The sequence below is a fragment of the Amycolatopsis sp. VC5-11 genome (genome assembly GCF_037034185.1).
GTDB lineage: Bacteria > Actinomycetota > Actinomycetes > Mycobacteriales > Pseudonocardiaceae > Amycolatopsis > Amycolatopsis nivea.
On sequence record NZ_JBAGKF010000002.1, the window covers coordinates 630,495 to 651,562 of the forward strand.

The following is a 21,068-nucleotide window of genomic DNA, read 5'->3' on the forward strand; positions in this document are numbered from 1 at the left end:
ATTCCTTCACCGCATTCCCCGGCCGACGAGCAAGAACAGCAGATACGCCCCGCCGACGATCCCGGTCACCACTCCGACCGGGATTTCGGCGGGCGAACTCAGCGAACGCGCGAGCAGGTCGGCCAGCATCAGCAACGTGCACCCCAGCAACGCCGACGCCGCCAGCGACGGCTCCCGGCGGCCGGTCAGCAGCCGGGCCAATGCCGGGGCAGTGAGTGCCACGAAGGCAACCGGCCCCACCGCCGCCGTGGCGGCCGAAGCGAGCACTGTGGCCGCGATCGTCAGGAAAACGCGGGTCCGGCCCACCTCGACTCCGAGCGAGCGGGCGAGGTCGTCGCCGTGCCCGAGAAGCGTCAGCGGCCGCGCGAACGGCACCACGGCCAATGCCGCCGGGATCGTGAACCACAACAGCGGCACCAGTTCCGGCCAAGACCGGCCGTCGAGGGTGCCGGTGAGCCACACCAGCGCGGCCTGCGCTTCGGTCACCTCGCCGACGGTGAGCAGCCAAGACACCCCGCCGGCCAGCAAGGCCGCGACCGCCACGCCGATGAGGACAAGATTCCGCCCTCGCGCGGTGGCCAGCAGATGCACTGCGCCGGTGGTGACCAGCCCGCCGGCCAGCGCCGCCCCCGACACGGCGGGCCCGGTCCAGCCGAAGAGCAGCAGGGCGGACACCGCGGCCGCCGCGGCGCCGGAGGTCGTGCCGAGCACGTCCGGGCTGGCGAGCGGATTGCGGACCAGGGATTGCACGATCGCGCCCGCCAGCCCGAAGGCCGCCCCGGTCGTCACGGCGAGCAGCGATCGGGGGAGCCGGACGTCCAGGACGAAGAAACTCGCCCGCGGGTCGGCGGTTCCGGCGAGTGCGCGGAGGACGGACGACGGCGAGAGGGGGAAGTCGCCGTAGAGGAGTCCGGCGATGAGAAGACCGGCGACGAGGACGGCGAGGATCGGCAGGACGAGGCGGGCGGTTCGGTTCATGGTGGACTGCCGTGGGGTCGTTGTGCCTGGATTGCGCACGGTGGGCGGGGATGAATGGCGGGAAGCCGCCGGCGGGCGAGGGCGCGAGTCAGGTCGGCCCGCGGGGCGTCGCACCTCAGGTCGCCGAGAGCTTCTTGCGGCGCGCCAGCACGATCAGCACCGGCGTCCCGAGCACCGCGGTCACCACTCCCGCGGGCAGTTCCGCCGGTCCGGCCGCGAACCGGCCGAGGAGGTCGGCGAGCAACAGCAGCAGCGGGCCCAGCACGACCGAATAGCGCAGCACCCAGCGCTGATCGGGTCCGGTGATGAGCCGCGCCAGATGCGGTGCCAGCAGGCCGAGGAAGCCGATCGGTCCGGCGATCGCGGTGGAGACCCCGGACAGCACCACGACCACCGCGCTGGACAGCAGTTTCGCCGGCGCGGTTCGGTGCCCCAGCGAGATCGCGAGGTCCTCGCCCAGCGCCTGCACGTTGAGCGCCCTGCCGAGCAGCAGCCCGCAGCCGAGCGCGGGCACGAGCAGGGCCATGCCGAAAAGGAGGACCGAGACCGGCCGTCCGGTCAGGGAACCGACCTGCCAGAACCGGAACTGGGCGAATGTGCCGCCGTCGGTCAGCAGGACGGCGCCGGTCGCCGAGGTGAGGATCGCGGTCAGTGCGGTCCCGGCGAGCAGGAGCGTCACCGGACCGCGCGACCGGAGAGCGAGCAGGTGCACCACGGCCGCGGCGGCCGCGGCACCGGCCAGGGCGAGCCAAGCGGTCGACGACCCGGTCAGCGAACCCATGGTGGTCAGGCCGAGGACGATCGCCAGTGCCGCTCCGGCGTTGATGCCCAGGATTCCGGGATCTGCCAGCGGGTTTCGCACCGATGACTGCAGGATCGCACCGGCAAGGCCGAGCCCGGCTCCGGCTGCGAGCCCGGTCAGGGTGCGGGGCAGCCGCAGCGTCCGCACGGCGAGCTCATCCAGCCGGGCGGGGTCGTAGTGCAGCAGCGCGTCTAGGACCGTGCCAGGGGAAACGAACGTCGCTCCCGCACACACGCTGGCCAGCGCGACGAGCGCAAGCACCGCGAGCACGGCGGCCCATCCCGTGCCGGGCCGCACGACGGTTCGGTGCGTTCGCTGAGCTTGCGCCATGTTCATCTCCGGAGAAGGCGAGCGGCTTCTCCGTTCGCAGGAGCCGGATTATGGTTAGGCAACCCTAATCCGAGCAAGTGTCCGACGGGGCCGGACGAACACTTTCTCCCTGCGGCACAGGAGGTTTGATGGCGAGGGGCGCGGGCAAGCCCGCCCGGCGGACCGTGCTCTTCGGCGGGATCGCCGCGACCGCCGCGGTGGTCGCACCGCGACTGTCGGCGGGTTCTGCGGAGGCCGGCCCGGTCCGGGAAGTGCCGCCGGGTTCGTGGACGGTCTCCGACGACACCGGTCTGCGGCTGGAATTTCCTTCGGTGCCAAGGAGAATCATCGCTTACGCCACCGTGGCCAGCACTCTGCACGACTACGGCGTCGACGTGGCCGGGGTGTACGGCGGTGTTCTGGCGCAGGGTCGTAAGCTTGATCGCGCGACCCTGGGAAGTCTTGACCGCGCCGTTGTTCTGGGCTCCGCGTGGGGTCAGCTGAACGTGGAACGAGCGGGCGCGCTGAAGCCGGACCTGGTGCTGGACTCCTTGCAGTACGGGCTTTCCCAGCTCGATCCTGGGGTAGGGGCGCAGATGCGGAAATTCTGTCCGGTGGCGTCCTTCGAGAGTTACGCGGCCGAGTTGCCGGATTCGCTGCGCCGGTTCGGCGACCTAGCCGCTTCTCTCGGCGCGTCCGGAGTTGCGGCGCAGCGGGCCGAGTACCTGCGGGCACGTGCGGCACTGCGTGCGGCGGCGCGGCAGGCGCCCCGGGTGCTGTTCGTTTCGATCGATCCGGACGGGATCCGGATCGCACGCACGGGATGGCCGTTGCTGCGGGAGTACCTCGCGCTGGGAGTGCCCGTCGTGCTGCCGCCCGGGGGCGAGTACGCGCTGAAACTATCGTGGGAAAACTCGTTGCGGTACCCGGCGGACGTGCTGATGGTGGACGCCCGTTCCACGAGCCTGCAGCCCGAAGACGTCGCCGGGCATCCGTTCTGGCAACGGCAGAAAGCCGTCCAGGCCGGGCGGGTTTACTCGTGGCAGCCCGAACCGCCGCTGAGCTACCGCGCGGCGGCGAATCAGCTGACTGGCCTGACCCGCGCCCTCACGGGCTGAAGCGTTCAGCCACGGGTGCGGGAAAACGTTGATACGCAAGAAAAAACGGTTACAGTTCGACGCGGTTTCCGAGGCGAGAAAGAGGAGTCATGACGAACGCCTACCAGGACGTGATCGACCTGACGATCGGCGATCCGCTGGACGAGATGTTCGACGAGCGGCTGACCCTGGAACAATTCCCGGCGCTGAAGGAATTCCGGGACCGGCTCGGGCACTCCCGGCTCGTCGAGGTCCCTGGGCCGGACGGTGGTGCGAAGATCTTCGCCAAGTACGAGTTCGAAAATCCGTTCGGCTCAGTGAAGGACCGCACCGCGTACTCGCTGCTATGCGGCGCGGTGAACGCCAACGCCGACCGCCTTGACGACCTGCGCATCGTCGCGGGCTCGGGCGGCAACATGGCGCGCGCCTTGGCTCAGCTGGGCAAACTGGCCGGAATCCCGATCAAGGTCGTGCTGCCGAGTTCGATGGCCGAGAGCGTCGTCGAGGAGATCCGCGGCACCGGAGCGTCGGTAGAATTCTCCCGCGGTTCGGAGTTCGTGCTTGGATTTCTTAAGCTGTCCAAGGAAATCGCCGACGCCGACCCCCGGTGGACGATGGTCGCGCAGCACCGCGACCTGCACAACTTCGCGGTGAACCAGTTTCTCACCGGCCAGGAAATCATCACCCAGCTGGCCGGACGGCGCCCGTCCGCGTGGGTAGCCGCGGTCGGCAGCGGCGCGACCCTCGGCGGAGTCGCCCGCGCACTGCGCACCGAGTACGGCGCCCTCGACGTCGTTGCGGTGACCCCGGCGGAACTTCCTTTCGGCACCACGAGCCCGCCCAACGAAACCTCGAAGTTCCCCGGAGCAGGCGGCCTCGGATACGGGATGCGGCAGCGCTTCGTCAGCGACCTGATCCCCGGAGTCCAGCACCAGACCGTGTCCTACCCCGAAGTCCTGCGCGGCATGCGCGACTTCCGCGCCGCCACCGGCACTGCCATCGGCGGCTCCGCGGCGGCCAACTGGATCACCGCCCGCCGCCTGGCCGCGACCCGCACCCCGGACGACACCGTGGTTACCTTGTTCGCCGACTCGGGTACCGCGGAGGACTGGAAGAACGCCAGCCGCCTCTGAGCCTGCTGCCCCTGGGCCCGCGTTTCCGCGCATCGTCACCGGACGCGGGCTTCCGGGGGCACCGGACGACGCCACTGGCGCGACTCGCGTTGGCCGACCACCGGATGCACCAAGCCCGGCGGCGACGGGTCGCACGCGGCCGGTTCAGGGCGGCTGGGGTCGGGACCTCGGAGTCGCCTTGCGGAGTGTGCGCGACGGGGCGAAGCCTCGCGACGTCGCGCTTGCCCGCCCGCTCCAGAACCGCGGTTACGGGGCAGGCGTTGTCTCGCGATGCCCGCGCGGGGTCGGTTCTGGAAGGCCTGGCGATGTCGCGTTTGTCCGGCCGGTTGGGAACGGCGGGTGCATGCGTTGTCTCGCCAAGCCTATGCCGAGCTAGGACGGAAGACCTCGCGTTCGCCGGGCCCCTTTGGGACGGCGCAGCTGCTGTCTCGCGATGCCCGCGCCGGGTCGGGTTCCGGAAGACGTCGCGATGTCGCGTTCGCCCGGTCGCTTGAGGAACGGCGGTTAGGGGTGCAGGTGTTGTCTCGCGAAGCCTGTACCGAGCTAGGACGGAAGACCTTGCCTTCGCCGGGCCCTTCGGGACGGTGCAGCTGTTGTCTCGCGATGCCCGCGCGGTGTCGGTCCTGGAAGACCCCGCGTTCGCCCGCCCGCTCCGGGAACGGCGATTACGAGTGCATGCGTCGTCCCGCGCAGCCTGTGCTGGCGCGCGGAGCAAAAGACGTAGCGATCGCACGCCCGGCCACTCCGCGACCGCGGCCAGCAGCCGTCAGCGCCCTCCCACGAACCCCGCGCCCGATCGAGAAACACCTCCCAAGCCCCCTCACCGCCGGAAATGCCGCGAAACCGCCCCGTCGTACTCCTCCTCCACGTAATCCGTAAAACCCAGCTTCTCCACCACCCGCAACGACGGCGTGTTCGTCACCGCGACGCTGATCAGCACCGGAATCGCCGGTATCTCCCGCTCCGCCCACTCCACCGACGCCCGCGCGGCCTCCACCGCATAGCCCTTCCCCCACGCCGACGGGCGGAAGCGGTACGCCAGGTTCAGCACCTTCTCGCCCCGGAACTCCCGGTTGCGCACTCCGGCCATGCCGATCACGTCCGACCCGTCGGCGGCTTCCGGCCTGCCTCGCTCCCGGACCGCCAGATACCCATAGCCGAACGTCGCCCAGTGCTCGAGCCAGCTGTCGAACATCACCAGCGTGGTCGCGGTGTCCGGCGGACGCGGGTTGTACCGGTTCGTCTCCGGGTCGCTCTGGATCTCCACCACCGCTTGCCGATCCGCCTCCACGAAGTGCCGCAGCACCAGCCTTTCCGTCACGATCTCTGTCACGCCCCCGACCATAACGACGGGGTCCGACAAAAATCGCGCCCCAAAACAGCGACAATCTCCGCCATGACCGAACTGCCGTTGGTGCTCCTGCACGCCTTCCCGCTCGACGCCCGCATGTGGGACCCGGTCCGCGCGCCGCTCGCGGAACGCTTCCGGGTCATCACGCCTGATCAGCGCGGCCTCGGCCGGAGTCCGCTGCCGGAGAGCGAAGCCGAGCCGGAGCTGGCGGACGCGGCGAGGGACGTCGTCGCGCTCCTGGACAAGCTCGAACTCGACCAGGTGGTTCTCGGCGGCTGTTCGATGGGCGGCTACCTCGCGATGGCCGTCCTGCGGCAGGCTCCCGAGCGCGTCGGCGGGCTGGTCCTCATCGACACCAAAGCCGCCGCGGACACGCCCGAAGCCGCGCAAACCCGGCTCGACGTCGCGAATCGCGCCGAGGCCGAAGGCGTCAAAGGCTGGCTGGCCGACGCGAATCTGCCGAACCTGCTGGCCGACACCGCGTCCGCCGACGTTCGCGCGCGCGTGCGCGAATTGATCGACGCGCAGCCGCCGTCCGGGATCGCCTGGGCCGCGCGGGCGATGCGCAACCGGCCCGATTCCGTTGACCTGCTGCGCGAAACGGACGTCCCGGCGCTCGTCATCGTGGGGGAGCGCGACGCGATCACGCCGCTCGACGCCGCCAACACCATGGTCGAGGCGCTGCCCGACGCGACCCTCGCCGTTCTCCCGGACGTCGGGCACCTGACGCCGCTGGAAGACCCGGCTGGGGTGGTCGAAGCGATCCTCGGCTGGGTCAGCTGAAGTAGTCGACGGCCGCGGCGCGCGCTTCGTCGAGGCGGTGCGGGAAGCGCTGTGCGATCAGAAACCGCCACGTGACCGCGAAGAGCGAGCGAAGCTGCGTACACGTCGCGAGGACGGCTTCGTCCGCTTCGCCCGGGTACGCGGCGAGGAACTCCGAGCCGCCCTGTCGCGCGAGGATCGCCAGGTCCCATTCGAGCGGTCCGCGCCAGGTGTCCTCGAAGTCGAGCCAGCACGGGCCGTCGGCAGTCTCGATGAGGTTGCCGGGGTGCGCGTCGCCGTGCAGGGCCTGGACCGGGCCGGACGGCAGCAGCGCGGCGAGCCGTTCGGTTTCCGCGCCGATCCGGTCGGCGAAGCCGTCCAGCAGCGAGCCGCTGCGGGCGACGGTGTACAGCAGTTCGCCGACCGGGCCGCGGGACGGCAGTTCGCCGGGATAGCCGCGCAACGCGGCGTGGACCCGGGCGAGCGACGCGGCGGTCTCGTCCGGCCTGTGCCGAAGGTCCGGATCGTGCGGGGTCCAGTGCCAGAGCGTGACCGGCAACCCCTCCGCGAAATGCGGTCCGGCCGGGGGATCCGCGGTCGGTGAGACGACGCGCACACCACGTTCGGTGAGGTAGGCCGAAAGGGCGACATCCCGTTCGAGCCACGCCGTCGCGTCCGGCCGCAGCAACCGCGTGGTGGCCGGGACCCTCGCCACCACCGGACCCATCCTCACCAGCACGTTCGAGCGCTCGTGCAGCACCTCGGCCGACCCCGTCGCCAGGCCGAACCGGCGGCCGGCGGCGAGCGCGGAGGAGACCGCCGCGGCGCGGAACGGGTCGGTCATGCGGTGATCTAAGCAGCCGGTGCGAGCGACTGTCGGTACCGAGGGCTACGATCCCCTTGACCGCCCGGATCAGGCCCGCCTGAGCCCGAGCGCCCCGAAGTTGACCACCACAAGGTTGCAGTGTTGGAGGCAGGAGTGACGGCCGTAGCCCCCAAGCCGATCGCGACGCGCCCGTATCCCGCGCGCGAGACGGCAAAGGGTTCGTACCTGCTGCGGTTGTTCCGCACGACGGACCACAAGCAGATCGGGATCATGTATCTGGTCTCGTCGTTCGCCTTCTTCATGATCGGCGGCGCGATGGCCATGCTCATCCGGACGGAGCTCGCCCAGCCCGGGCAGCAGTTCCTGTCCCAGGAGCAGTACAACCAGCTGTTCACCATGCACGGCACGGTGATGCTGCTGCTGTACGCGACGCCGAGCCTCTTCGGGTTCGCGAACTTCGTCCTGCCGCTGCAGATCGGCTCGCCCGACGTGGCGTTCCCGCGGCTGAACGCGTTCTCCTACTGGCTGTTCCTGTTCGGCAGCCTGATCGTGCTGTCCGGCTTCCTGACGCCCGGCGGCGCCGCCGACTTCGGCTGGTTCGCCTACACGCCGCTCTCGGACGCCATCCACTCGCCCGGCGTCGGTGCCGACCTGTGGATCGCGGGCCTGGCGGTGTCCGGTCTGGGCACGATTCTCGGCGCGGTCAACATGATCACCACGGTGGTCTGCCTGCGCGCACCGGGCATGACGATGTACCGGATGCCGATCTTCACCTGGAACATCCTGATCACGAGCATCCTGATCCTGCTCGCGTTCCCGATCCTCACCGCGGCCCTGTTCGGCCTGATGGCGGACCGGCACCTCGGCGCCCACGTGTTCGACCCGGCCAACGGCGGGGTGATCCTGTGGCAGCACCTGTTCTGGTTCTTCGGCCATCCCGAGGTCTATATCGTCGCGTTGCCGTTCTTCGGGATCGTGTCGGAGATCTTCCCGGTCTTCAGCCGCAAGCCGGTGTTCGGCTACAAGGGCCTGGTCTTCGCGACGCTGTCGATCGCGGCGCTGTCGGTGGCGGTGTGGGCGCACCACATGTACGCGACCGGCGCGGTCCTGCTGCCGTTCTTCTCCTTCATGACGTTCCTCATCGCGGTCCCGACCGGTGTGAAGTTCTTCAACTGGATCGGCACGATGTGGAAGGGCCAGCTGTCCTTCGAGACGCCGATGATCTTCTCGATGGGCTTCATCGTCACGTTCCTCTTCGGCGGTCTGACCGGCATCATGCTGGCCGCCCCGGCGATCGACTTCCACGTGTCGGACAGCTACTTCGTGGTGGCGCACTTCCACTACGTCCTCTACGGCACGATCGTGTTCGCGACCTTCGCCGGGATCTACTTCTGGTTCCCGAAGATCACCGGCCGGATGATGGACGAGAAGCTCGGGAAGTGGCACTTCTGGACCACGTTCATCGGCTTCCACACCACGTTCCTGGTCCAGCACTGGCTCGGCGCGGAGGGCATGCCGCGGCGTTACGCGGACTACCTGGCCAGCGACGGGTTCACCACGCTGAACACGATCTCCACGATCGGCGCGTACATCCTCGGTGCGTCCACGCTGCCGTTCATCTGGAACGTGTTCAAGAGCTACCGGTACGGCGAGATCGTCACGGTCGACGACCCGTGGGGCTACGGCAACTCGCTCGAGTGGGCCACGTCCTGCCCGCCGCCGCGGCACAACTTCACCGAACTGCCCCGGATCCGCTCCGAGCGGCCGGCGTTCGAACTGCACTACCCGCACATGGTCGAACGCCTCCACGCGGAAGGCGAGATCGGCTTCTTCGGCAAGGCCAAGCACGTCGGGGCCCCGTCGCAGAAGCTCGTGGACGCCACCATGCCGGGCGACCACAGCAAGGACAACGCGAGCGAGCAGTAACCAGCGCTCGCAGGATGTGCCCGGCGCGTGCCCGGTCGAGGTTTCTCTCGGCCGGGCACGCGCCGTTTTTGTTCCCGGGGTGCCGTGGCTGGAATCGGCGTGAAAGGCCCGCGAGGACCGACTGGGCCGCCAGACCTAGCCCGAGCACCGTTCGCGCGGCCGATCCGTTGCCGCTCGGCCTGCTCTCGTCAGAGACCTCTCGGCGGCCTGAGTCGCCCGCCTGCTGCCGCTGAGGACCGCTCGTGGACCCTTAGCCGTCCGCCGCGCGCACCTGACCCAGCCGCTCAACCCGGCCTCATCCGATCGGCCCCCAGCGCCGTTCATCGCCCGTTCGTGGCACCGGCGGTGTGAAGCACGGCACGGGGGCGTTCTGCCCGCCGCCGCTGGAGGCCAGACTGGGCGTGCCGACTCGCCGTGGCCTAAGCGTCGGTGCCGAGACGAACGAGGGATACCGAACCAGTGAGCCAGACTCCCGTCCTCATCACCACGACCGGTCCGGACAAGCCCGGGGTCTCGTCCGTGCTGTTCGCCGTGCTCACCCGGCACGACGTGGACGTGCTCGACATCGAGCAGGTGGTCATCCGCGGGCAGCTCGTGCTCGGCGTGCTCGCCGGCGTCTACCGCGACCCGGAGGGGCTCCAGGAGTCCGTCGAGCAGGCGATGGCGACCGTCGGCATGGAGGTCGAGGTCCGGATCGGCGACGCGATCGGCGCGGACCCGTTCGCGCTCGGCCGGCGCGATTCGTCGCACGTGCTCGTCCTGCTCGGGCGTCCGGTGACCGCGCGGGCGTTCTCCGAGATCGCGCGGCGGCTGGCGGGCGTCGGGGCGAACATCGACTCGATCCGCAGCGTCGCCGACTACCCGGTGACCGGGCTCGAGCTGTACGTCTCGGTGCGCGAAGACACCGAGGAAACGGACGCCGAACTGCGGTCCATGCTGGCCGACGCGGCGTCCGAGGCCAACATTGACGTCGCCGTCGAGCGCGCGGGCATCACGCGCCGGGCGAAGCGGCTGGTGGTCTTCGACGTCGACTCCACGCTCGTGCAGGGCGAGGTCATCGAGATGCTCGGTGCGTACGCCGGGGTCGAGGAGCAGGTCCGCGAGATCACCGAGGCGGCGATGCGCGGCGAGCTGAACTTCGCCGAGTCGCTGGAGCGGCGCGTTTCGCTGCTCGCCGGGCTGCCCGCCAGCGTGATGGACGAGGTCGCGGCGAAACTCGAGCTGACCCCGGGGGCCCGCACGACCGTCCGCACGCTCAAGCGCATGGGCTTCCGCTGCGGCGTCGTCTCCGGCGGGTTTACCCAGGTCATCGACCATCTCGTGGACGACCTCGGCCTCGACTTCGCGGCGGCCAACGAACTGGAGGTCGTCGACGGCAAGCTCACCGGCCGCGTGGTCGGCGACATCGTGGACCGGGCGGGCAAGGCGACCGCGCTGCGCCGGTTCGCCGGCGAGTACGGGATCCCGCTGGGCGCGTGCGTCGCGGTCGGAGACGGAGCCAACGACATCGACATGCTGGCCGCGGCCGGCATGGGCGTCGCGTTCAACGCCAAGCCCGCGCTGCGCGAGGTCGCCGACACCGCGCTCTCGCACCCGTACCTCGACGCGGTGCTGTTCGTCCTCGGCGTCACGCGCGCCGAGGTCGAGGCGGCGGACGCGGCCGACGGACTCGAACTGGCCCGCCCGTGAACCCGCTGCTCGAACCGCTGCGCGCCCGGTACGCCTCGTGGCTCGGGCTGCCCGCCGAGGACACCTCGGACACGTCCGACGAGAACCCGGACGAGGTCCGCGCGATGCCGATCATCCTGCGGATCGAACGCGCCGAACCGCCCGGCCGCACCGCGCTGCTCGAAGCGGCGGCCGCGGCGGCGCTGGCGGTGTGCCTGGACGACCGCGTCCAGCCCGGCGGCGAATGGGCCGAGCCGGTGCACGCGTGGCTGGACAACCGCATCCGGAAGGTCGCGCGCCGGGCTCGTGGCGCGCACTGGCAGGCGGTGCTCGACCAGCCGGGAATCACCATCGAGGTCGACGGCGCGCAGGCGCGTGCGCTCGTGCCCGGGCTGGTCAGGGAGGCCCCGAAAGAGGTCTCGCGACTGCAGATCTCCGGCAGCGAACTGCCCGCCGACACGCCCGGCCCGGCCCCGGCGGACGTCCCGTTGGTGATGCTGAACCCGGACGTCCCGATGACCGTCGGCAAGGCGTCCGCGCAGGTCGGGCACGCCACGATGATCCTCGCGGCACTGCTGCCGGACGACGAACTGGCGGCCTGGGCGGCGAAGGACTACCGGGTCGCGGTCCGCACGCCCAGCCCGGCCCGGTGGAAGGAGCTGTGCCCGGTCGAGGACCCGGAGGCGGGCTGGCGGGACAACCGCGTCATCGCCGTCCGCGACGCGGGATTCACCGAGGTCGATCCCGGCACGATCACCGTGCTGGCGCAGCAGCCCGGAACATCGGCGTGACCCGCGCGGTTGCGCCAATGCAGTGACCCGACGGGTGGAAAGGCGTCTCGGATGACCTTGGAAGTACAGCGCGAAGGCACGCACAGTTTCGTAGGCCGCAACGAGCGCGGCGCGGAAGTACGGCTGGGCCGGGCCGGCGCGGAGGGCGCGTTCTCCCCGGCAGAACTGCTGCAGATCGCGGCGGCGGGCTGCTCCGCGGTGACGGCGGAACAGCTGATCACGCGGCGAGTGGGCGAGGACTCGAAGTTCAGGGTCTCCGTGACCGCAGACCGGCGCGAGGGAGCCTCGGAACTGGACGCGGTGCACGTCGCGTTCGACGTCGACGTGTCGGCACTGGACGAAACCCAGCGGGAGGCGCTGGCGGGCGCGGTGGACCGGGCGATCGAGCGGCTGTGCACGGTGAGCCGGACGCTGAAGAAGGCGATTCCGGTGACGGAGACTTTCCCGACTGCCTGAGTCTCAGCGGTGGGCCGTCGAATCGCGCTAGTGGGCGCTTCGTGGCAAGGATGTCAGGCCGCGACGGGCGGTTCGTGAGTCGCGCAGTCAAGCGGCCGACGAAGGTCTGCGGTGGAGCGGCGCGGAAGGTCATGCCTGCCGAGCCGCTCCCGCCGACCACAGCAGAGCCGCTGAAACCGAAACCCGCGGACCGCCAACCCTTGCCCAGCAAGGCTTCCCGGCCGGGTCGCTACCAGTAAAGGCAACCCGGCGTCGAGCTGATCCGGCTCAGCTTTGCCACACCACGTACGCCTGGTCGGCGTCCGTGGTCATCGCCTCGATGAACTTCTCGTTGTCGAAGCCGGGCAAGGTCTGCAGGCGTTCGATGAGGGCGTCCGCGGCCGGGTCGCCGCTCGGGACCGCGGTGCCTTTGCCGTCGTTGCCGACCAGCATGAAGAAGACGTCTTCGTTCCAGGGGCCGTCCGGGATGACTCTCACCATGACGGATTGCAGGTCCGACCACGTCACAGCTTCTTCGCTGCCATCGGCGAGCCGGCGCCGGACCCCGGTGTCGTCAACACTGACGGTCCGGGATTGGGCGCTGGACGAATCCTGGGTCAACGGTGCTCCCTGTCGTGTTCGTTCCATTCACCGTACCCGCCTGTCCGGTTCGCTCGGTCAGGCGGGCGCGGCCGCGTCGAGGCGCTTCAGTGCGTCGCGTGCGACCTGCGGATCTGTTGTCGGCCAGAACGGCGGCAGCGACGCGCGCAGGAAACCGCCGTAGCGGGCGGTGGCCAGCCGGGAATCCAGTACGGCCACTACGCCGCGGTCGGTGACCGAGCGGTGCAGCCGTCCGGTGCCCTGTGCCAGCAGCAACGCGGCGTGCGTCGCGGCGACGGTGAGGAATCCGTTGCCGCCTCGGGCTTCCACCGCGCGCTGGCGTGCGGAGGACACCGGATCGTCCGGACGGGGGAACGGGATCCGGTCCACCACCACGAGCTGCAGCGACGGCCCGGGCACGTCCACGCCCTGCCACAGCGTGAGCGTGCCGAACAGGCAGGTGCGCGCGTCTTCGGCGAATTGCCGCACCAGCAACGGCGTGGCGTCGTCGCCCTGGCAGAGGATCGGGTGGTCGAGCCGTTCCCGCATGGCCTCCGCGGCCTGTTTCGCCGCGCGCATCGAGGAGAACAGACCCAGCGTACGGCCGCCCGCGGCTTCGACCAGTCCGGCCAGTTCGTCCATTGTGGACTCCGCGAGTCCGTCGCGGCCGGGCGGCGGCAGGTGCTTGGCGAGGTAGAGGATGCCGTTGCGGCGGTGGTCGAACGGCGAGCCGACGTCCAGTCCGGTCCACTTCGGGCCGCTGTCCTCGTCCGACGGGGCTTCCTTGTCGGTGGCCGTGCCTGGCGACTTCACCACGCGCGGGCCGCTCGGCGGGAGGCCCCATTGCCGTGCCATCGTGTCGAATTCGCCGCCGAGGGTGAGCGTCGCCGAGGTCAGCACGGTGGTGTGCTGGTTGAACACGCGCTCCCGCAACAGCCCCGCGACGCCCAGCGGCGCGACCTTCAACGCGGGCGGACGCGGGTTCGCCGAATACTTGTCGCCGGTCAGCCACACGACGTCGCGTTGGTGCGCCAGATCCTCGTCGTACGCGTCGAGCAGCCGGACCGCGGTGTCGTGCACTTCTTCGAGCAGCGACCGCGCCAGTTTGCGCGCGGTGGCCTCGCCGACGTCTTCCTTGCGATCCGAGCCCAGCGCGGTGAGGCATTCCTTCGCCGCGTCGCGCACCGCCGGGATCGCGCCCTGCAACGGGCGGGGCAGCGCGTCGAGCCTTCCGGCCGGGATGTCGTCGAGGATCAGCGCGAGGCCGTCGGACGACTCCAGCAGCCGGTCCGCGATGCCCGCGTCCATCAGCTTTCCGCAGCGCCGCGCGGCGGCCGACACCATGGCGCTGGTGAGTTCGCCGGTCGCGACCGAGGTGACCCGGTCGACCAGGTCGTGCGCCTCGTCGATGATCACCAGGTCGTGGTCCGGCAGCACCTGGTAGCCCTGCAACGCGTCGATGGCCAGCAGCGCGTGGTTGGTGACCACGACATCGGCGCGACCCGCTTCGGCTCGCGCGCGTTCGGCGAAGCAATCGGTGCCGACCGGGCACTTCGCGGCGCCGAGACATTCCCTTGCGGTGACGGAAACCTGCCGCCATGCCTGGTCGGAGACGCCGGGCACCAGTTCGTCGCGGTCGCCGGTTTCGGTGTCCGACGTCCACTCGTGCAGCCGCGTGACTTCCTTGCCCAGCCGGGACACCGCGAACGGGTCGAACAGCTGCGCGTCCTCGGGCTCGTCGGCCGGGCCGGTGTCGAGCCGGTGCAGGCACAGGTAGTTGCGGCGGCCCTTGAGGATCGCGAAAGTCGGTTCGCGCCCGAGCGGCTTCTTGAGCGCCTTCGCCAGGCGCGGGAGATCGCGGTCGACCAGCTGGCGCTGCAACGCGATGGTGGCCGTGGAGACGACGACGGTGGTGTCTTTCTCCACCGCGTGCCGGATCGCGGGCACGAGGTACGCCAGCGATTTGCCGGTGCCCGTTCCCGCTTGCACGGCGAGGTGTTCGCCGGTGCGGATGGCGTGGCCGACGGCATCGGCCATCTTCACCTGGCCGGGGCGTTCAGCGCCGCCGACGGACTCCACCGCGTGGGTGAGGAGTTCGAGGACGCCGGGGAAATCGGTTCGGGCGGGCACAGCGAGACACGATAGCCGCCAGGTCCGACAGGATCTTCGATCCGGCGCGAACGGACCCCTCGCGCCGGATCGAAGCTCCCGGAAATCCGGCTCAGTCTTCCTTGCGGAAGCGCGAAACCGCGGTCCACGCGAGCGGCAGCACGCCGGCCGCGACCACGGTCTTCAGCACGTCGCCGATGAGAAACGGCGTGACGCCCTTGTCGAAAGCGGTGGCGAGATCGAAGCCGGTGGCGGCCATCAGCCACGGCACGCCGAAGGCGTAGATCGCGACATTGCCGAGCACCATGGTCCCCGCCATGCGCAGCGGGGTGCGGTCGCCGCCGCGGCGGGCGAGCGCGCCCACGAGCGCACCGGCGAACACGAAGCCGACGATGTAACCCGCCGAGGCCCCGGACAGCCCGGACGTGCCGCCCTGGAACCACGGGACGCCGGCCGCGCCGACGAGCAAGTACAGCAGCATCGAAGCCGCACCGCGGCGCATGCCGAGCGTCGCGCCGACGAGCAGCGCGGCGAAGGTCTGGCCGGTCATCGGCACCGGCGTGCCCGGAAGCGGGATGACCAGCTGCGCGGCCGCGCCGGTGAGCACGGCGCCGCCGGCGACCAGCGCCAGGTCGCGCACCAGGGTGCCGGGCACGAGGTCGGCCAGCACCTGACGGCGGGCCGGGAGAGACAGTGACGACACGGGACCTCCAACCACGGAAAACGGACGTCCGGGCAGGTTATCGTCGAGCGAGGCGGCGGAACGAGACAAGTTGCGTTCCTCACCACCCCTGTCTTCCGCCACACGTCCGGGTGAGCTGCGACCGTCGACGTTTGGGACCCCTGCCGCGCTGCCGATGTCGAAGCACGGGCGAAGGGAGACAGGGCGAATGCGCGGACGGATCCTGCTGGTCACCGGGGTTTTCCTAGCGACGGCTCCGGCGGTGGCGCACGCCGATCCGCCGACCTCCACCGGCTGGGGTTCGGCGGGCAGCCTCGACGTGCTGGTGGACCACGAACACGTCGTCACCGGCGAACTGGCCCGGTGCGACGCCGACGGACCGGCCTCCGCGCGCACCCCCGGCGGCGCGGCCGGCGACGTCGCGGTGTTCGGATTCGGCGGCACCACCTGCGAACGGAAGGGCCCGGTCGCGGACGTGAAGACCGGCGGGCAGCGGTTCGAATCCGACCTGCTCACCCGGTACGGCGGGCCGGAGCTGAAGGTCCGCACGTACTCGGTCGGCTGCGCCACCACGACCGATTCGGGCAGCACCGGTTCGATGTCGATCGGCGAGGTCTCCGGCTTCACCGTGCCGTCGTCGATCCCGGCGAACTACCGCGTCACGATCCCCGGCGGCGCGGCGGGCACGGCGCTGGCCACGATCACGCTGAACGAGACCGTGACGCCGCAGCCCGCCGACGGCAGCCTGGTCACGCACGCGGTGCACGTGAAGCTGTTCCCGCAAGGCGGTCCGGCGAGCGGGGACATCTACCTCGGCACCGCGGCGTGCAACCCGTACGGCAAGGGCGGCGCGCCCCAGCAATAACCGATCAGGCGGGCGGCAGGGCGGGCGTGCCGGTGTAGCGCACCCCCGCCTCGTCGAAGTCCTTCAGCGTCGCGTCCACCGTCGGCTGCGAACCGCCGACGGTCAGGTCCAGCAGCACCTGCACGTTGAACCCGGCGCCCGCGGCGTCGAGGGCGGTGGCGCGCACGCAGAAGTCCGTCGCGATGCCGACGACGTCGACGTCGGTCACCTCGTGCGCGCGCAGCCATTCCTCGAGCGTCTTGCCGTCGCCGGACTTGCCCTCGAAACCGGAGTACGCGGCGGTGTACTCGCCCTTCGAGAACACCGCCTCGACCGGCACGACATCCAGCGCCGAGTGGAACGACGCGCCCGCCGTGCCCGCGACGCAGTGCGGCGGCCAGCTGGTGTTGAAGTCGGGCGTGTCGCTGAAGTGGTCGCCCGGGTCGATGTGGTGGTCGCGGGTGGCGACGATGTGCGTGTAGCCGCCCTCGGCCATCTTCTGCGAGATGGCCGCCGCGGCAGCCGCCCCGCCCGGCAGGCCGAGCGAGCCTCCCTCGCAGAAGTCGTTCTGCACATCCACCACGATCAGCGCGGTTCCCATGGTCGGCTCCCTACAGAAAAGTCGTCGGTATCGCGGGCTCGCCGTGCGAGAGCTTGAGGCCCTCCCACGGCAGGCTCACCTGCGCGCGCCGCAACCGGGCCCGCGCGTCGTCCAGTGTGGGCAGATCCTCCACCGGCGCGCCATCTCGCACCAGAGGAATCTGCAGGTCGAGATCGTTCTCGCCGGGTTCAGGGCGGCCGCTCGCGGCGGTCCAGACCACTTCCTCGACCGCGGTCCCGGTGCTGCGGTGGCGGCGCAGCGCGTGCTTGCGCCCGCCGCGGGATTCCTTGTGCGCACTGCGTTTCGCGACCGGGCGGCCGTCGACCTCGACCAGCTTGTACACCATCCCGGCGGTCGGCGCGCCGGATCCGGTGACCACCGAGGTGCCGACGCCGTACGCGTCCACCGGCTCCGCGCGCAGCGCCGCGATCGCGTGTTCGTCGAGGTCGCCGGACACCACGATCCGGGTGTCCTTCGCGCCGAGCGAGTCGAGCTGGTCGCGGGCCTTGCGGGCGAGCGGGCCGACGTCGCCGGAGTCGATCCGGATCGCGCCCAGCTCCGGGCCGGCGACGCGCACGGCCGCCTCGATGCCCGCGGTGATGTCGTAGGTGTCCACCAGAAGCGTGGTGTCCGGACCCATTTTGCTGACCTGGGCGCGGAACGCGGCTTCCTCGCTGTCGTGCAGCAGCATGAAGGCGTGCGCGACGGTGCCGCGGGTCGGGATCCCGTAGCGGCGGCCCGCCTCGAGGTTCGACGTGGTGGCGAATCCGGCCAGGTAGGAGGCGCGCGCGGCGGCGACCGCGGCGTACTCGTGCGTGCGCCGTCCGCCCATCTCGATGATCGGCCTGCCGTGCGCCGCGCCGGACATCCGCGCCGCCGCCGAGGCGATCGCGCTGTCGTGGTTGAGGATCGACAGCACCACCGTCTCCAGCACCACCGCTTCGGCGAAACTGCCGGTCACGGTGAGGATCGGCGAACCGGGGAAGTACAGGTCGCCTTCGCGGTAGCCGTCGATGTCGCCGCGGAACTCGTAGTCGGCCAGCCACGCCAGCGTTTCCGGGTCGACGACCGCGGTCTGCTCCAGCATGGCCAGTTCGGCGTCGGTGAAGCGGAAGTCGGCGATCGCGTCGAGCACGCGCGCGGTGCCCGCGACGACGCCGTAGCGGCGGCCGTCGGGAAGCCTTCGCGCGAAGACCTCGAACACGCACGGCCGGTCGGCCGTCCCGTCCGCGAGCGCGCTCGCCAGCATGGTCAGCTCGTAATGGTCGGTGAGCAGCGCCGTGCTGGCGCTGGTGACCGGCTCGGGGGAACCCATGGGAGCAGCCTATTCACTCACATGGACGGACCTGGCGCGGCGTACCGGGATGGCCCCGTGACACCATGGTGTGCATGTCCACGCCTGTCGCATCCGAACAGACGCAGGTCGATCCACTCGGGGCCGAGCTGGCCGAATCCGACCAGCCCTGGCGGACGATCGTCTGGAACGATCCGGTCAACCTGATGTCGTACGTGACGTACGTCTTCCAGAAGCTGTTCGGCTACAGCCGGGACCACGCCACGAAGCTGATGCTCGACGTGCACAACAAGGGCAGGGCGATCGTGTCGTCCGGTTCGAAGGAGAAGGTGGAGACCGACGTGGCGAAGCTGCACGCGGCGGGCCTGTGGGCGACCATGGAACAGCCCTCGTGAAGGCCTGGCGGCGCAAGGGGGACGCCATCCTCGCCGGGTTCGAACAGCAGGAGGCCGCGGTGCTGCGCGGCCTGGTCGGGCAGCTCGAGGACATGCTCACCGCGCGGGCCGAGGAGGCCCCGCAGGACGAACTGGCCGAGCTGACCGGGATCCGCACCGGGCCCGCCGAATCGCCGGACGACCCGGTGCTGTCGCGGCTGCTGCCGGACTTCCACCGGCTCGACCCGGACAACCCGAGCCGCGAGGACCTCGATTCGGCGGCGGCGATGCGGTCGCTGCACGAACCGGAGCTGCTGGAGAAGAAGGTCGGCGTCGCGAAGATCGTGCTGGACACGCTCCCGCGCGACGGCGGTTCGGTCAAGCTGTCGTTCGAGCAGGCCGACGCCTGGCTCGGCGCGTTGAACGACGTCCGGCTGGCGCTGGGCACGGCGCTCGACGTCACCGAGGACATGCCGGACGAACTGCCGGAAGACGACCCCCGCGCACCCCATCTCGGCGTCTACCATTGGCTGACATGGGTGCAGGAGACGCTGATCCAAGCGCTGACCGCCTGACCGGCGGGAAAATCACCGACGTTCCCGGCGTTCTCGTAGGCCATCACCAACGGCTCGGCGACGGCTGGGCGAGCGGAACCACTGTCGTGCTCGTGCCGGACGGGGCGACCGGCGCGGTCGACCAGCGCGGCGGCGCGCCCGGCACTCGCGAAACCAACCTGCTGGAGCCGGAAAACCTGGTACAGCAGGTGAATGCGGTCTGCCTGTCCGGCGGAAGCGCCTACGGGCTCGCTGCGGCGGACGGCGTGATGCGGTGGCTGTCCGAGCGGAACTACGGGTTTCCCGTTGGCGCGCAGCCGTATGAGGTGGTGCCGATCGTGCCCGCGGCGGTGCTGTTCGACCTGCCGCGCAGCGCGTGGGGCAATCGGCCGGACGCCGATTTCGGTTACGCCGCTTGCGAAGCCGCCGGGGAGACCTTCGCGATGGGCACTGTCGGCGCGGGCTCCGGTGCCGTTGTCGGTTCGCTCAAGGGCGGCATCGGGACGGCGAGCGAGGTCGTCGGCGACGTGACGGTCGGCGCGATCGCCGCGGTGAACGCGGCGGGCCAGGCCGTGGATTTCGCGACGGGGCGGGCTTTTGCCGCTGATCACGAGGTGGACGGCGAGTTCGGCGTCCGCTGGCCGGATCGGCCCGGTGAGGTGCCGGGGCAGCGGACCGATCTGAACACCACGATCGGTGTGGTGGCTTGCGATGCGGCGTTGACGAAGGCAGAGGCACGCCGGTTGACGGTCGCCGCGCAGGACGGATTGGCGCGCGCGGTGCGTCCGGCGCACTCGATGTTCGACGGCGACACTGTGTTCGCGCTGGCGACGGGCGCGCAGCAGTTGCCGGGGGAGCCCGGGTCGTTCGCCGTGGCGGCGCGAGCGGGCGCACTGGACGCCTTGTGCTCGGCGGCGGCGCGGGTGTTCGCGCGGGCGATGGTGCACGGACTGCTGGCGGCGACCTCAGCGGCCGGTATCCCGGCTTATCGGGATGTGTGGCCGGAGGCGCTGACGGTCAGAACGGGTCCTTAGGGAGCGCGTCCTCGCTCCGCTCGAGGTCGGCGGCGCGCACGGTGGCCACGTACTCGTCGTCGATCTCCAGCACCAAGCCGCCGAACGACACCGTCGGCCCGAGCGAGGGATGCAGGTCCACCGGGCCCAGTTCGGTCGAGCGCGGCAAGTGCGCCCACACCGAAACCGGCCTCCACCGGCGGAAAGTGCTGCAGGCGAGCACCGTGACGTGCCGGTCGGTGACCACGACGACGAAGTTCCGGTGCGCGGCCATCATCGAAACCATCAGCGATGTGGCGGGGAACACGTACTGGACGACGTCCCCTTCGGCCAGCAGGCCACGGCAGCGTTCGCGGATCTTCGACGACACCGGCATCCCGTTATTGTGCCCTGACCTGCGGATGAGCGGTAGCTCTCACAGTGTGGACTCGTTCGGTCCACGAACTAAGATGTCCGTGTGCTCCGGATCCGCCGTGAACTCGTCGACGAGATCGTCGCCCACGCCCGCCGTGACCACCCCGACGAAGCGTGCGGGGTGGTGGCCGGTCCTGCCGGCTCGGACCGCCCCGAGCGGTTCATCCCGATGCTGAACGCGGCCCGCTCGCCGACGTTCTACGAGTTCGACTCGGGCGACCTGCTCAAGCTGTACCGCGAGATGGACGCGAACGACGAGGTCCCGGTGGTCATCTACCACTCGCACACCGCGACCGAGGCCTATCCGTCGCGCACCGACGCGAACATCGCCGCCGAACCCGACGCGCACTACGTGCTCGTCTCGACAAGAGAGCCCGATTCGCACGAGTTCCGCTCGTACCGGATCGTGGACGCCGAGATCACCGAGGAGCCGGTCGAGATCGTCGACTGAACTCTCGCGGAATAAAGCGCGGCGTCCGATACGTCAGCGTGTAGGAACCCACCC

Annotated in this window: 22 protein-coding genes; 12 read left to right on the forward strand and 10 right to left on the reverse strand. The window is 70.3% G+C overall.

From position 1 onward, the window contains the following. Positions 1-6: 6 nt before the first annotated feature. Complete coding sequence (locus tag WA670_RS10320) at positions 7-978, reverse strand: FecCD family ABC transporter permease (protein ID WP_336157585.1); 972 nt, start codon at positions 976-978, stop codon at positions 7-9. A gap of 115 nt (positions 979-1,093) precedes the next feature. Further along, positions 1,094-2,110, reverse strand: coding sequence for a FecCD family ABC transporter permease (locus WA670_RS10325; protein WP_051729103.1), 1,017 nt, complete (start codon positions 2,108-2,110; stop codon positions 1,094-1,096). Between the two features lie 128 nt (positions 2,111-2,238). Here WA670_RS10325 and WA670_RS10330 point away from each other — a divergent pair, with 128 nt between their 5' ends. Continuing rightward, positions 2,239-3,207 carry an ABC transporter substrate-binding protein gene (locus tag WA670_RS10330; protein WP_336157586.1) on the forward strand — a complete coding sequence of 323 codons (969 nt, stop codon included), beginning with the start codon at positions 2,239-2,241 and terminating at the stop codon, positions 3,205-3,207. Between the two features lie 89 nt (positions 3,208-3,296). Next, positions 3,297-4,319, forward strand: coding sequence for a pyridoxal-phosphate dependent enzyme (locus WA670_RS10335; protein ID WP_107051084.1), 1,023 nt, complete (start codon positions 3,297-3,299; stop codon positions 4,317-4,319). A gap of 820 nt (positions 4,320-5,139) precedes the next feature. Here WA670_RS10335 and WA670_RS10340 read toward each other — a convergent pair. Continuing rightward, positions 5,140-5,664, reverse strand: coding sequence for a GNAT family N-acetyltransferase (locus WA670_RS10340; protein WP_167754401.1), 525 nt, complete (start codon positions 5,662-5,664; stop codon positions 5,140-5,142). Positions 5,665-5,715: 51 nt separating this feature from the next. Here WA670_RS10340 and WA670_RS10345 point away from each other — a divergent pair, with 51 nt between their 5' ends. Continuing rightward, positions 5,716-6,453, forward strand: a complete 738-nt coding sequence (locus tag WA670_RS10345) for an alpha/beta fold hydrolase (RefSeq protein ID WP_134733871.1) — start codon at positions 5,716-5,718, stop codon at positions 6,451-6,453. On the opposite strand, the gene WA670_RS10350 is transcribed toward WA670_RS10345, so the two are convergent. Then, positions 6,446-7,276, reverse strand: coding sequence for an aminoglycoside phosphotransferase family protein (locus WA670_RS10350; protein ID WP_336157587.1), 831 nt, complete (start codon positions 7,274-7,276; stop codon positions 6,446-6,448). The two genes, WA670_RS10345 and WA670_RS10350, sit on opposite strands and share 8 nt — an antisense overlap. A 135-nt stretch (positions 7,277-7,411) precedes the next feature. Between WA670_RS10350 and ctaD the strand changes: the two genes are divergently transcribed. From ctaD to WA670_RS10370, 4 genes are all read left to right on the forward strand, one after another. Beyond that, a complete protein-coding gene (gene ctaD, locus WA670_RS10355) occupies positions 7,412-9,184 on the forward strand; it encodes an aa3-type cytochrome oxidase subunit I (protein WP_037815289.1) in 1,773 nt (590 codons plus the stop codon). A gap of 459 nt (positions 9,185-9,643) precedes the next feature. Continuing rightward, positions 9,644-10,873 (forward strand): phosphoserine phosphatase SerB, encoded by a 1,230-nt coding sequence (gene serB, locus WA670_RS10360; RefSeq protein ID WP_037815286.1) that lies wholly within the window; start codon positions 9,644-9,646, stop codon positions 10,871-10,873. Beyond that, a complete protein-coding gene (locus tag WA670_RS10365; protein WP_238604501.1) occupies positions 10,870-11,643 on the forward strand; it encodes a peptidyl-tRNA hydrolase in 774 nt (257 codons plus the stop codon). The genes serB and WA670_RS10365 overlap by 4 nt, the downstream gene beginning before the upstream one ends. Before the next feature lie 51 nt (positions 11,644-11,694). After that, a complete protein-coding gene (locus WA670_RS10370; protein WP_134667353.1) occupies positions 11,695-12,099 on the forward strand; it encodes an OsmC family protein in 405 nt (134 codons plus the stop codon). Positions 12,100-12,366: 267 nt separating this feature from the next. Here WA670_RS10370 and WA670_RS10375 read toward each other — a convergent pair whose 3' ends face one another. The 3 genes from WA670_RS10375 to WA670_RS10385 form a co-directional block, all read right to left on the reverse strand. Continuing rightward, the gene (locus WA670_RS10375) at positions 12,367-12,699 is read right to left on the reverse strand and encodes a hypothetical protein (RefSeq protein ID WP_037815281.1); all 333 of its coding nucleotides are present in this window, start codon (positions 12,697-12,699) and stop codon (positions 12,367-12,369) included. Between the two features lie 57 nt (positions 12,700-12,756). Beyond that, positions 12,757-14,808: an ATP-dependent DNA helicase gene (locus WA670_RS10380; protein WP_037815279.1), complete on the reverse strand. Its 2,052-nt coding sequence runs from the start codon at positions 14,806-14,808 to the stop codon at positions 12,757-12,759. Between the two features lie 91 nt (positions 14,809-14,899). Next, positions 14,900-15,490, reverse strand: a complete 591-nt coding sequence (locus WA670_RS10385) for a biotin transporter BioY (RefSeq protein WP_037815277.1) — start codon at positions 15,488-15,490, stop codon at positions 14,900-14,902. Positions 15,491-15,677: 187 nt separating this feature from the next. Between WA670_RS10385 and WA670_RS10390 the strand changes: the two genes are divergently transcribed. Further along, entirely contained in the window at positions 15,678-16,334 is a 657-nt protein-coding gene (locus WA670_RS10390) for a choice-of-anchor P family protein (RefSeq protein WP_051729094.1), read from the forward strand. Positions 16,335-16,338: 4 nt separating this feature from the next. Here the strand turns inward: WA670_RS10390 and WA670_RS10395 are convergent, their stop codons facing one another. After that, positions 16,339-16,914: an isochorismatase family protein gene (locus WA670_RS10395; RefSeq protein WP_037815275.1), complete on the reverse strand. Its 576-nt coding sequence runs from the start codon at positions 16,912-16,914 to the stop codon at positions 16,339-16,341. A gap of 10 nt (positions 16,915-16,924) precedes the next feature. Continuing rightward, positions 16,925-18,229 carry a nicotinate phosphoribosyltransferase gene (locus tag WA670_RS10400; protein WP_037815273.1) on the reverse strand — a complete coding sequence of 435 codons (1,305 nt, stop codon included), beginning with the start codon at positions 18,227-18,229 and terminating at the stop codon, positions 16,925-16,927. Positions 18,230-18,303: 74 nt separating this feature from the next. On the opposite strand from WA670_RS10400, the gene clpS reads away from it, so the two are divergent. Genes clpS through WA670_RS10415 form a run of 3 tightly spaced genes read left to right on the forward strand, consistent with a single transcriptional unit; the run spans position 18,304 to position 20,170 of the window. After that, positions 18,304-18,603: an ATP-dependent Clp protease adapter ClpS gene (gene clpS / locus WA670_RS10405; protein ID WP_037718267.1), complete on the forward strand. Its 300-nt coding sequence runs from the start codon at positions 18,304-18,306 to the stop codon at positions 18,601-18,603. Continuing rightward, complete coding sequence (locus tag WA670_RS10410) at positions 18,600-19,157, forward strand: DUF2017 domain-containing protein (protein ID WP_037815272.1); 558 nt, start codon at positions 18,600-18,602, stop codon at positions 19,155-19,157. The genes clpS and WA670_RS10410 overlap by 4 nt, the downstream gene beginning before the upstream one ends. Further along, the gene (locus tag WA670_RS10415) at positions 19,118-20,170 is read left to right on the forward strand and encodes a P1 family peptidase (protein WP_051729093.1); all 1,053 of its coding nucleotides are present in this window, start codon (positions 19,118-19,120) and stop codon (positions 20,168-20,170) included. The genes WA670_RS10410 and WA670_RS10415 overlap by 40 nt, the downstream gene beginning before the upstream one ends. On the opposite strand, the gene WA670_RS10420 is transcribed toward WA670_RS10415, so the two are convergent. Beyond that, on the reverse strand, positions 20,154-20,525 hold the full coding sequence (locus WA670_RS10420) for a hypothetical protein (protein ID WP_134667356.1): 372 nt from the start codon (positions 20,523-20,525) through the stop codon (positions 20,154-20,156). The two genes, WA670_RS10415 and WA670_RS10420, sit on opposite strands and share 17 nt — an antisense overlap. Positions 20,526-20,606: 81 nt before the next feature. Here WA670_RS10420 and WA670_RS10425 point away from each other — a divergent pair, with 81 nt between their 5' ends. Then, positions 20,607-21,014 (forward strand): Mov34/MPN/PAD-1 family protein, encoded by a 408-nt coding sequence (locus WA670_RS10425; RefSeq protein ID WP_037815268.1) that lies wholly within the window; start codon positions 20,607-20,609, stop codon positions 21,012-21,014. The last annotated feature ends 54 nt before the right edge of the window (positions 21,015-21,068 follow it).